This window comes from Pseudomonas sp. B26(2017), from assembly GCF_002113045.1.
Taxonomy (GTDB): domain Bacteria; phylum Pseudomonadota; class Gammaproteobacteria; order Pseudomonadales; family Pseudomonadaceae; genus Aquipseudomonas.
In genome coordinates this window covers 457655-469581 of the sequence record NZ_NEJJ01000002.1, presented here as the reverse complement: position 1 = coordinate 469581, position 11927 = coordinate 457655, and the positions used below count along the sequence as shown (strand labels likewise).

Genomic DNA, 11927 nt, shown 5'->3' with positions numbered 1-11927 from the left:
CGAAATCTCCCACGGATCTGTACTGCGCCAACAGTCAGAATCGAGCCTTGTCCCTCCTCCTCCCTTCAAGTACCAGCATACAAGCGAGCTTGCTCGCGAAGGGGCCATCAGGATCAGGAGTGATTCCGGCCCTTGATCCGCTTGCTCAAGAACTCGAAATACTCCTCGCGCATTTCCGCCGTCTCGTTGGCCAGGTGATGCCGCGCCTCGGCCAGCAACAGAATCTGCGGCCGGTCGAACTTCCACTTCATCACTTGCAGGTTGTGCTGCCAGTCCACGGTCATGTCCGCCTGGCCCTGCACGATCAGTGGCCGGCGCGGACTTTTCTTCGCGTATTCCACCCGGTTGATCCAGCGTGACAGCGCACCGACCCACGCGGTCGGCAGACGCTTGGGCTGCAACGGATCGGCCTGCAGGAACGACAGGAAATCCGGGTCGTTGGAGTTTTCGCTGAAACGTCGGGCGATGCCCCTGACAAAGGGCCGCAGCAGGTAGTAACTGAACTGCGACCAGCCCCAGGCGCGCGGCCGCACCAGCGGCGCCAGCAGAATCAACTGCCCTTGGGCCGGGCTGTTTTCACCATGGTTGAGCACATGATCGACAATGATCGCCCCGCCGGTGCTTTGCCCGCACAGGTGCCATGGCTGCGGCAACGCAATCGAGCGCGCCTCGGCGAACAGGCCTTGCAGCGCATCCTGATATTCGGAGAAATCACGGATGCTCGCACGCTCGCCGCTGGACAGACCATGCCCCGGCAGATCGCAGGCAATCACGGCGAAGCCCTGATCCAGCGCCCACTCGATCACATGCCGGTACAGGCCGGTGTGGTCATAAAAACCGTGCACCAGAAACAGCGTGGCCTTGGCCGTTTCCGCCGGCCACCAGCAATGACTGACCAGTTGATAGCCATCAATGTCGAACCGGCCCATTCCTCGCCAGACATCACGCTCCGGAAAGTCGGTCTTGTAGAACCGCTGATAAGCCTTCGCCTCCTCGGACAACGGCTGCCACTCGGCCAACGGCTTGAGGCTCGCACGCAGATGATCGGGATCGAAAGCAACAGACATGGGCAATTCCAGAACGGTAAACGGACTTTATCGGCCTGCGATATTCATCTGTAGAAGCAAGCATGGCAAGCTTGGGGGCGCTCTCGACTGATTTCCCCACCGCGTTGTCGCCTTAAAGCGAGCCAGGCAAGGCGCAGGCCGCGGGGAATGGTGTTCCCTTTCCAAGGCCTGCAACGCAGGCTGGCTCGCTTTAAGGCACAACCCGAAGGGCCGGGCCTGCTGTTGTGCAGGGCTGCTTTGCTCGAAGCTTATTTGGAACAACCAAACCGCGCTTCTCGCGCCTTGCCCTGCACAACAGCAGACCCGGCGCGGCGGGGAAATCAGTCGAGAGCGCCCCCAGCCTCTGAGGAACCAAATCCATGCGCCCGCACTACCGCACCGCACTGTTTGCCAGCCTGCTCGCCATCGTGTGTGCCGGCGCGCTGTGGGCCGCGTACGACTGGTTTCAGGGCCGCTACCTGCGGGCGTTCAGCGAACACACTGCGGTGTTTTCCGGCGACCCGTTGCGCCTGCCCGACGACCTCGCCGGCCCCGGCAATATCCGTCTGGTGCACTTCTGGGATCCGGCCTGCCCGTGCAACGTCGGCAATCAACAGCACCTGACCGAGATGGTCGAACAGTTCGGCCCCAAGGGCGTCGAGTTCTTTGCCGTGCAGAAGGCCGGCAGCCACGGCCAGTTGCCCGCCAAGCTCAGCAATCTCAAGACCATCGCGGTATTGCCCGGCGCCGAACAGATTCCCGCGAGCCCCGCCGTAGCGATCTGGGATCGCAGCGGCAAACTGGCGTATTTCGGGCCTTACAGCGAAGGGCTGACCTGTAATTCCAGCAACAGTTTTATCGAACCGATCCTGCGAGCCTTGAGTGACGATCGTCCGGTCAATGCGACCCATACGCTGGCGGTCGGTTGCTACTGCCCGTGGCCGGCAGAGACGAAGTAAGGCATTCCGGACATTTCAAGGACGGCGATGCGCAGCACACGAAGCGTGTGCTAATTGTTTGCAGCCCGCACGGGCGGCAATCCCGAATGCACAAGGAGTCACCATGAAACGCGTCTTCACCGTTCTTGCCTTGCTCATCGTTGTCCTGCTCGCCGCCGGCGGGTGGTATGTCTACAGCAAGCAACCGACGCGTCAGGGCCAGGTGGAACTGCGCAACCTGCAAGGTTCGGTGACCGTGCGTTACGACGAGCGCGGCGTGCCGCACATCCGCGCCGAAAACGAGGCCGACCTCTACCGCGCCCTCGGCTATGTGCACGCCCAGGATCGCCTCTTTCAGATGGAAGCCATGCGCCGTCTCGCCCGGGGCGAACTGGCCGAAGTGTTCGGACCAAAACTGCTCGACACCGACAAACTGTTCCGCAGCCTGCGCATCCGCGAGCGCGCCGCCAGTTACGTGGCCGGCCTCGACAAGCAGTCACCGGCGTGGAAGGCCCTGCAAGCCTATCTGGACGGCATCAATCAATATCAGGAGTCGCACGCCGCCCCTGTCGAGTTCGACGTGCTGGGCATCCCCAAGCGGCCGTTCACTGCCGAAGACAGCATCAGCGTCGCCGGCTACATGGCTTACAGCTTTGCCGCCGCGTTTCGCACCGAGCCGCTGCTGACCTACGTGCGCGATCAACTGGGCGCCGACTACCTCAACGTCTTCGACCTCGACTGGCAGCCCAAGGGCGTGCTCGCCAAGGGTCACGCCGGCATGGCGCCGGCCCTCGCCGCCGAAGACTGGAAAGACCTGAACACCCTCGCCCGTGTCAGCGAACAGGCGCTGATCGATAACGGCCTGCCGCAGTTCGAAGGCAGCAACGCCTGGGTGATCGCCGGCAGTCGCAGCAAGAGCGCCAAGCCCTTGTTGGCCGGCGACCCGCATATCCGTTTCTCGGTACCGTCGGTGTGGTACGAAGCGCAGCTGTCGGCGCCGGGCTTTGAACTCTACGGCCATCATCAGGCGCTGGTGCCGTTTGCGTTTCTGGGGCACAACCTGGATTTCGGCTGGAGCCTGACCATGTTCCAGAACGATGACCTGGACCTGATCGCCGAGAAGGTCAATCCGGACCACCCAGATCAAGTCTGGTATCGCGGCCAGTGGACCGACATGGTCAAGACCGAGCAGCAGATCGCGGTGAAAGGCCAGGCCCCGGTGACCATCACCCTGCGCCAGTCGCCCCACGGCCCGATCGTCAACGACGCCCTCGGCAGCGCCGCCGGGAAAACCCCGATTGCGATGTGGTGGGCATTTCTCGAAACGCCAAACCCGATCCTCGAAGGTTTCTACCAGCTCAACCGCGCCGACACCCTGGCCAAGGCTCGCGCCGCTGCCGCCAAGGTGCAGGCGCCGGGGCTGAACATCGTCTACGCCAACGCCAAGGGCGATATCGCGTGGTGGGCCTCGGCGCTGTTGCCCAAGCGTCCGGCCGGGGTGAAGCCTGGCTTCATTCTCGACGGCAGCAGCAATCAGGCGGACAAGGACGGCTACTTCCCGTTCAGCGCCAACCCGCAGGAAGAGAACCCGGCGCGGGGCTATATCGTCTCGGCCAACTTCCAGCCCGTGTCGCCGACCGGCATGGAGATCCCCGGTTACTACAACCTCGCCGACCGTGGCCAGCAACTCAACCGCCAGCTCGCCGACAAGAACGCGAAGTGGGACAACGAGGCCAACCAGAAACTGCAACTGGGCACCGCCACGGGTTACGGGCCGCGTCTGCTGGCGCCGTTGCTGCCGGTGCTGCGTGAAGTGGCGGGCAATCCCGCCGAGCAGAAGCTGGTCGAGCAACTGGCCCAATGGCAAGGCGACTATCCGCTGGATTCGGTCAGTGCGACGGTGTTCAACCAGTTCCTGTTCAACCTTGCCGACGCGGCGATGCGTGATGAGCTGGGCAATGATTTCTTCGAAACCCTGCTGTCGACCCGAGTGATCGATGCAGCCCTGCCCCGGCTCGCGGCGAATGCCGATTCACCGTGGTGGGACAACCGCAGCACGCCGGCCAAGGAAACCCGCGTCGACACCGTACGCGCCGCGTGGCAGGCGAGCATGGCGCACCTGAAGTCGACTCTCGGCGACGATGCTTCCGGTTGGCAATGGGGCAAGGCGCACACGTTGACCCATGGTCATCCGCTGGGGCAGCAGAAGCCGCTGGATCGCATTTTCAACGTCGGCCCGTTCGCTGCACCAGGCTCCCACGAAGTGCCGAACAATCTCTCGGCGAAAATCGGCCCGGCGCCGTGGCCGGTGACTTACGGCCCGTCGACGCGGCGGTTGGTGGACTTCGCTGATCCGGCTCACAGCCTGACCATCAACCCGGTCGGCCAAAGCGGCGTGCCGTTCGACAGTCACTATGACGATCAGGCGGAGGCGTATGTGGACGGGATGTATGTGCAGGCGCATTTCAGCGAGGAAGAGGTGACCGCGAATACGCGCAGTACCTTGAAGCTGTTGCCGGCGCGAGCGGCGCAATAAGCGCCGCTCAAACCATCGCCGCAAAATTCAGCCGGAATTGCTGCGGCGTCACCCCCAGCCGCCGGTTGAACACGCTGCGCATGTGTTGCGCATCGCGAAACCCGCATTGATAGGCCACCGTCTTCAGCGGCGCCGTGGTGCTTTCGAGCATCACCCGCGCCGCATCCACGCGCGCCCGTTCGACGAACTCCGCCGGGGTGACTTTCGCCTCTCTCGCAAACACCCGGGAGAAATTCCGCGCACTCATGTTCGCCGCATTCGCCAGGTCGGCGATGGTCAGGTCGCCGGTGAGATTGGCCAGCACGTACAGCTGCACCCTCGCCACCGCCGACGTCGGCTCGGCATGGGGCGCGAGAAACGGGCTGAACTGCGACTGCCCGCCCGAGCGCTGGGTAAACACCACCAGCCGCTTGGCCACGCTCAGCGCCACCTCGGCCCCGTAGTCACGCGCCAGCAGGTACAGCGACAGATCGATCCCCGCCGTCACCCCCGCCGAGGTGTAGAGCTGGCCATCCTCGACGTACAACCGATCCGCCTCGACCCGGCTCGACGGACACAACTGCGCCAGTGCTTCGGCGTCGTTCCAGTGCGTGGTGATCGTGCGCCCGTTCAGCAATCCCGCACGGGCGAGCATGAACGCGCCGTTGCAGATCGAGCCAAAACGCCGCGCCCGTCCACAAGCCTCACGCAGCCAGGCATCGAACGTCTCGCCGAAATCCAGAAACGGCAACTGCGGCCCGCCCGTCACCAGCAGCAAGTCATAAGCCTCCTGCACTTCGCTGAAATGCCGATGCGCGCTCAGGGTCAGCCCGTTGGAACACGCCATCGACCCGCGCTCAACGCCGATCACCTCGAGCCGGTAATGATCCTCCGGTGCCAGGAAGCGGTTGGCCTCGGCGAACACGTCCATCGGCCCGCTGACGTCCAGCGCCTGCACGCCGGGGAACACCACGATGGCGACGGTTTTGTTCATGATGATGTGGGCTCCCGGGGAATGACGGATCAGCGCCAACCCTAGCCAATCCTCACCGCAGAAGCGAGCTGGCACGATTTGCAGGTGCAATGGCAAGGATCGCAGCCATGGATCGATTGTCCGGTTTTGCCCCCGGGAACAGACTTTCTCCATCAGCGCCACGACGGCGTTTTCGACTAGGAAGCTCAACATGACCACGACCATCGCCGGTATCCAGATCCCCGACAGCGCCCTCGCCCGGGCCACCACCGAATACATTCGCGACATCGAATCCGACCTGCTTTACCACCACTCGCGCCGGGTATTTCTGTTCGGCGCCTTGAGCGGCGAACGCAAGCAACTGGCCTATGATCCGGAGCTGCTGTACGTCGGCGCGATGTTCCACGACCTGGGTCTGGTCGAAGGTCACCGCAGCGATGACGAGCGTTTCGAAGTCGATGGCGCCAACGCAGCTGCCGAATTTCTCAAGCCATACGGCTTGAGCGATGACGACATCGAGCAGGTCTGGCTGTCGATCGCCCTGCACACCACGCCGGGGGTGCCGAAGCATTTGCGTCCGACCGTGGCGCTGGTGACGGCGGGTGTCGAGATGGATGTGCTGGGCATGGACTACGCGGCGTTCACCACGGTGCAGCGCGAGGCAGTGGTGCATGCGCATCCACGGGGCGAAGGCTTCAAGGAGTGCATCATCTGCGCGTTTGCCGACGGCTTGCGGCATCGTCCGCAGACCACGTTCGGCAATGTGAAAACCGATGTGCTGAAAGATCAGATGCCGGGGTTCAAGCCGATGAACTTTGTCGAGGTCATCCGCAGTTCTCCTTGGTCGGCCTAAAACCAACTGTGGGAGCGAGCTTGCTCGCGAAGGGGGCGTATCTGCCAACATTGATGTTGAATGACACACCGCTTTCGCGAGCAAGCTCGCTCCCACAGTTTGGATTGGGGTTGATCACAGAGTTGTGATCACCCCCACTGGCTCAAGCCGCTTCAGGCGTCGGCGCCCGGCGCACGTCCGGTTGCTTCCACGAATCCGCAGCGCCTTCTTCGATGGCTTGCTGGATCGCTTTCTTGCGGGCTTCTTCGGCACGGCGGCTGAAGAACCAGACCAGGAAGGTCACCAGCGACACCGCCAGCAGAATCAGGCTGGCCACGGCGTTGATCTCCGGCTTCACGCCCAGACGCACCGCCGAGAACACTTCCATCGGCAGGGTCGTCGAACCCGGGCCGGACACGAAGCTCGCCAATACCAGGTCATCCAGCGACAGGGCGAACGACATCATGCCGCCCGCCGCCAGCGACGGCGCGATCATCGGGATGGTGATCAGGAAGAACACCTTCCACGGACGCGCACCGAGGTCCATCGCCGCTTCTTCGATCGACAGGTCCAGCTCGCGCAGACGCGCCGACACCACCACCGCCACGTAGGCCGCGCAGAACGTGGTGTGGGCGATCCAGATGGTGACGATGCCGCGCTCCTGGGGCCAGCCGATCATCTGCGCCATCGCCACGAACAGCAGCAACAGCGACAGACCGGTAATCACCTCAGGCATGACCAGCGGCGCGGTGACCAGGCCGCCGAACAGCGTGCGGCCCTTGAAGCGGGTGATGCGGGTCAGCACGAAGGCTGCCAGCGTACCCAGCGCCACGGCGGCAACCGCGGTGTAGCAGGCGATTTCCAGCGAACGCACCACCGAGCCCATCAGTTGGGTGTTGTCGAGCAGGCCGACGTACCACTTCACCGACCAGCCGCCCCAGACCGTCACCAGTTTGGAGGCGTTGAACGAGTAGATCACCAGGATCAGCATCGGCAGGTAGATGAACAACAGGCCGAGCACCAGCATCAGGCTGGAGAAACGGAAGCGCTTCATTCTTTACCCTCCATTTCCTTGGCCTGACTGCGGTTGAACAGGATGATCGGCACGATCAGGATCGCCAGCATCACCACCGCCAGGGCGGACGCCACCGGCCAGTCACGGTTGTTGAAGAACTCTTGCCAGAGCACTTTACCGATCATCAGGGTTTCCGGGCCGCCGAGCAGTTCCGGGATCACGAACTCGCCCACCACCGGGATGAACACCAGCATGCAGCCGGCGATGATGCCGTTCTTGGACAACGGCACAGTGATTTTCCAGAAGCTGTTGAAGGTGCTCGAACCCAGGTCGGACGCAGCCTCCAACAGGCTCGGATCATGCTTCACCAGGTTGGCGTACAGCGGCAGGATCATGAACGGCAGGTACGAATAGACGACGCCGATGTACACCGCGAGGTTGGTGTTGAGGATCTGCAGCGGCTCGTCGATCAAGCCCATGCTCATCAGGAAGCCGTTGAGCAGACCGTTGTTGCTGAGGATGCCCATCCACGCATACACGCGGATCAGAATCGCGGTCCAGGTCGGCATCATGATCAGCAGCACCAGCACCGTTTGCACTTCCTTGCGGGCGCTGGCGATGGCGTAGGCCATGGGGTAGCCGATCAACAGGCACAGCAACGTGCTGAAAAACGCCATTTTCAGCGAGCCGAGGTAGGCGGCGATGTACAGCTCGTCGTCGCCGAGCATCGCGTAGTTGCCCAGGTTCAGCAGCAGTTGCAGCTTCTGTTCGGCGTAGGTGTAGATCTCGGTATACGGCGGGATGGCCACGTCCGCTTCAGCGAAGCTGATCTTCAGGACGATGAAGAACGGCAGCATGAAGAACAGGAACAGCCAGATGAACGGGACCCCGATGACCAGTTGACGGCCACCGGGAATTATTCGATTGAGCCGGCGTTTGAATTTGCGCATGTTCATGAGCGAAGTACCACGCCGCTGTCGTCTTCCCACCACACGTAGACCTGATCGCCCCAGGTCGGACGTGCGCCACGGCGCTCGGCGTTGGCCACGAACGACTGCACCAGCTTGCCGCTCGGCAACTCGACGTAGAACACCGAGTGACCGCCGAGGTAGGCGATGTCATGCACCTTGCCGCTCGACCAGTTGTACTCGCAGGTCGGCTGGTCGGCGGTGACCAGCAGTTTTTCCGGACGGATCGCGTAGGTCACGGACTTGTCCTGCACCGAGGTGCTGATGCCGTGGCCGACGTAGATCTGCCGGTCGAGGTCCTTGCAGGTGATGGTCGCGTGGCCTTCGGCGTCGTCGATCACCTCGCCTTCGAAGATGTTCACGTTGCCGATGAATTCGCAGACCAGACGGCTGGTCGGGGTTTCGTAAATATCGATCGGGCTGCCGATCTGGGCGATCCAGCCCAAGTGCATGATCGCGATGCGCTCGGCCATGGTCATGGCCTCTTCCTGGTCGTGGGTCACCATCACGCAGGTCACACCCACGCGCTCGATGATCTCAACCAGCTCAAGCTGCATTTGCGAACGCAGTTTCTTGTCCAGTGCGCCCATCGGCTCGTCGAGCAGCAGCAGTTTCGGCCGCTTGGCCAGCGAACGCGCCAGCGCCACACGCTGACGCTGGCCGCCGGACAACTGGTGCGGCTTGCGCTTGGCGTACTGGCTCATCTGCACCAGTTTGAGCATCTCGGCCACGCGGGCGTCGATCTCGGCTGCCGGGATCTTGTCCTGCTTGAGGCCGAACGCGATGTTCTGCGCCACGGTCATGTGCGGGAACAAGGCGTACGACTGGAACATCATGTTGATCGGTCGCTCGTACGGCGGCATGTCGGTGATGTCGACGCCGTCGAGGAAAATGCGCCCCTCCGTGGGCCGTTCGAACCCTGCCAGCATCCGCAGCAGAGTGGATTTGCCCGATCCCGAACCGCCGAGCAGGGCGAAGATCTCGCCCTTCTTGATTTCCAGGGACACATCGTCCACGGCAACCGTCTCGTCGAACTTCTTCGTGACCCGGTCGATTTTGACCAGCACCTGTTTCGGTGTCTGATCGCCCTCGAGGGCTTTCTTATAGGCGCCGGAGGCAACTGCCATTTACAAAACTCCCAGAAAAAAGAGTGCAGTTCGCCCACGCAAGACGAACCCAGGATAGTTTGTACGTTGAAGCTATTTACCCGACTTGACCTTGGTCCAGCTGCGGGTCATCAAACGCTGAATGTTCGGCGGCAGCTCGATCGACACGTAGGTCTTGTCGAGTACGGCCTGCGGTGGATAAACCGACTCGTCGGTGCGGATGGACTGCTCCATCAGCTTGTCCGATCCCGGGTTGGGGTTGGCGTAACCGACGTAATCACTGACCTGGGCGATCACCTCAGGTTTCAGCAAATAGTTGATGAAGGCGTGGGCCTCTTTGACGTTGGCCGAATCCTTCGGAATCGCCAGCATGTCGAACCACAGCGCGCCACCTTCTTTCGGGATCGAGTAGGCGATGTTCACGCCTTTCTTGGCTTCTTCAGCGCGGTTCTTCGCCTGGAAAATGTCGCCGGAGAAACCGATGGCCACGCAGATGTCGCCGTTGGCCAGGTCGCCGATGTATTTCGAAGAATGGAAGTAGGTCACGTAAGGACGCACCGCCAGCAACTTGGCCGTGGCCTTCTCGTAATCCTTTGGATTGGTGCTGTTGGCGTTCAGGCCCATGTAGTTGAGCACGGTCGGCATCATTTCATCGGCCGAATCGAGGAACGCCACGCCGCAGCTGTGCAGCTTCTTGATGTTCTCCGGCTCGAACAGCACGCTCCAGGAATCGATCTTGTCGACGCCGAGGACTTCCTTGACCTTGTCGACGTTGTAGCCGATGCCGTTGGTGCCCCACAGGTACGGCACGGCGTACAGGTTGCCCGGATCGTTCTGCTCCAGGCGCTTGAGCAGCACCGGATCGAGATTGGAATAGTTCGGCAACTGCGCCTTGTCGAGCTTCTGGAACGCGCCCGCCTTGATCTGCTTGCCGAGGAAGTGGTTCGACGGCACGACCACGTCGTAACCGGTACGCCCGGCGAGCAGCTTGCCTTCCAGGGTTTCGTTGGAGTCGAACACGTCGTAGACCGGTTTGATCCCGGTTTCTTTCTGGAAGTCGGCCAGAGTGGTCTCGCCGATGTAATCCGACCAGTTATAAATATGCACAGTACCGGCGGCTTGGGCACCGACAGCGAACGTCAGGCCGGCGGCAGCCAGCAAGGCATTGCGCAAAGAAGAAAAAATAGGCAAGTGGAGGTCCTCTGATTTAGTTGGGCCCAAGTTGCCCCGTGCTGCATGACAGTCACGGTTGCCCGGCAACAAAACCGGCGCGCAACTTACCTTCGAAAAACCGTTCCAGCAAAACTTTCTGTCATTTAATTGCACCGCTGGCCGCCCGGATGAAGGCGACGGCCAGCGATGACAGCTTCAAACCGGCTTATTTACCGGATTTGATCTTGGTCCAGCTGCGAGTGATCAGACGCAGGGTGGCTGCGTCCAGATCGCTGATCGCATAGAGCTGCTTCTTCACTTCAGCCGAAGGGTAGATGCTCGGATCGCTGGTGATTTCCTTGTCCACAAGCGCCGTGGCCGCCTTGTTGCCGTTCGGGAAACGCACGGCGTTGGTGATTTCGGCCATCACTTTCGGCTCGAGCAGGTAGTTCATGAACTTGTAGGCGGCTTCGACGTTTTCGGCATCCTTGGGAATGGCGACCATGTCGTAGAAAGTACCGGCACCTTCTTTCGGAATGGTGTAGGCCAGTTTGACCTTGTCACCGGCTTCCTTGGCGCGGGTCTTGGATTGTTCCAGGTCACCCGAGTAACCGACCGCCACGCAGATGTTGCCGTTGGCCAGGTCCGAGATGTACTTCGAGGAGTGGAAGTAGGCAATCGAAGGACGCACTTTGAGGAACAGGTCCTCGGCGGCTTTCAGGTCAGCCTTGTCTTTGCTGTTGGTCGGTTTGCCCAGGTAGTGCAAAGCCGCCGGAATCATTTCGGTCGGAGCGTCGAGGAAGCTCACGCCGCAGCTTTTCAGCTTCTCGATGTTTTCAGGCTTGAACACGATGTCCCAGGAATCGATCTTGTCGATGCCCAGCGCGGCCTTGACCTTCTCCGGGTTGTAACCGATGCCGATCGAACCCCACATGTACGGGAACGCGTGCTTGTTGCCCGGGTCGCTGGCGTCGCCAACGGCCTTGAGCAGGTCTTCGTCGAGGTTCTTCCAGTTCGTCAGCTTGGACTTGTCCAGTTCCTGATAAACGCCGGCCTTGATCTGCTTGGCCAGGAAGTTGTTGGAAGGCACCACGATGTCGTAACCGGACTTGCCGGCCAGCAGCTTGGCTTCCAGGGTTTCGTTGCTGTCGAAAACGTCATAGACGACCTTGATGCCCGTCTCTTTTTCGAAATTGGCAACCGTGTCCGGCGCGATGTAGTCGGACCAGTTGTAAACGTGCAACACCTTGTCGTCCGCCTGAACCGCACCCGCCATCACGCCCATCAGGGACATGGCGAGCAGAGTCTTGCCAGCGAGCTTTTTGCCTAATGCCTTCATGCGTTAATGCTCCAAATTTTCTTTTTTGAACCACTTTGTTCAG

Annotated in this window: 10 protein-coding genes; 3 read left to right on the top strand and 7 right to left on the bottom strand. The window is 61.3% G+C overall.

The features are described 5' to 3' along the window. Positions 1 to 113: 113 nt before the first annotated feature. A complete protein-coding gene (locus tag CAF79_RS05200; RefSeq protein WP_085696937.1) occupies positions 114 to 1067 on the bottom strand; it encodes an alpha/beta hydrolase in 954 nt (317 codons plus the stop codon). A 359-nt stretch (positions 1068 to 1426) separates the two neighbouring features. Between CAF79_RS05200 and CAF79_RS05195 the strand changes: the two genes are divergently transcribed. Together CAF79_RS05195 and CAF79_RS05190 are read left to right on the top strand one after the other, a co-directional pair. Then, positions 1427 to 2005, top strand: coding sequence for a DUF6436 domain-containing protein (locus CAF79_RS05195; protein WP_085696936.1), 579 nt, complete (start codon positions 1427 to 1429; stop codon positions 2003 to 2005). 103 nt (positions 2006 to 2108) lie between these two features. Further along, complete coding sequence (locus CAF79_RS05190; protein WP_085696935.1) at positions 2109 to 4520, top strand: penicillin acylase family protein; 2412 nt, start codon at positions 2109 to 2111, stop codon at positions 4518 to 4520. Between the two features lie 7 nt (positions 4521 to 4527). Here the strand turns inward: CAF79_RS05190 and CAF79_RS05185 are convergent, their stop codons facing one another. Beyond that, positions 4528 to 5493 carry a GlxA family transcriptional regulator gene (locus CAF79_RS05185; RefSeq protein WP_085696948.1) on the bottom strand — a complete coding sequence of 322 codons (966 nt, stop codon included), beginning with the start codon at positions 5491 to 5493 and terminating at the stop codon, positions 4528 to 4530. A gap of 190 nt (positions 5494 to 5683) precedes the next feature. Between CAF79_RS05185 and CAF79_RS05180 the strand changes: the two genes are divergently transcribed. Beyond that, the gene (locus CAF79_RS05180; protein WP_085696934.1) at positions 5684 to 6325 is read left to right on the top strand and encodes an HD domain-containing protein; all 642 of its coding nucleotides are present in this window, start codon (positions 5684 to 5686) and stop codon (positions 6323 to 6325) included. A 142-nt stretch (positions 6326 to 6467) separates the two neighbouring features. Here CAF79_RS05180 and CAF79_RS05175 read toward each other — a convergent pair whose 3' ends face one another. The 5 genes from CAF79_RS05175 to CAF79_RS05155 all read right to left on the bottom strand — a co-directional run bounded on the left by CAF79_RS05175 (position 6468) and on the right by CAF79_RS05155 (position 11884). After that, entirely contained in the window at positions 6468 to 7358 is an 891-nt protein-coding gene (locus tag CAF79_RS05175) for an ABC transporter permease subunit (protein ID WP_085696933.1), read from the bottom strand. Next, positions 7355 to 8236: an ABC transporter permease subunit gene (locus tag CAF79_RS05170; protein WP_234206559.1), complete on the bottom strand. Its 882-nt coding sequence runs from the start codon at positions 8234 to 8236 to the stop codon at positions 7355 to 7357. The genes CAF79_RS05175 and CAF79_RS05170 overlap by 4 nt, the downstream gene beginning before the upstream one ends. Before the next feature lie 35 nt (positions 8237 to 8271). Then, entirely contained in the window at positions 8272 to 9414 is a 1143-nt protein-coding gene (locus tag CAF79_RS05165) for an ABC transporter ATP-binding protein (protein ID WP_085689847.1), read from the bottom strand. Positions 9415 to 9486: 72 nt separating this feature from the next. Continuing rightward, positions 9487 to 10584 (bottom strand): polyamine ABC transporter substrate-binding protein, encoded by a 1098-nt coding sequence (locus CAF79_RS05160; protein ID WP_085696931.1) that lies wholly within the window; start codon positions 10582 to 10584, stop codon positions 9487 to 9489. Positions 10585 to 10771: 187 nt separating this feature from the next. Then, positions 10772 to 11884 carry a polyamine ABC transporter substrate-binding protein gene (locus CAF79_RS05155; RefSeq protein ID WP_085696930.1) on the bottom strand — a complete coding sequence of 371 codons (1113 nt, stop codon included), beginning with the start codon at positions 11882 to 11884 and terminating at the stop codon, positions 10772 to 10774. Positions 11885 to 11927 lie beyond the last annotated feature (43 nt).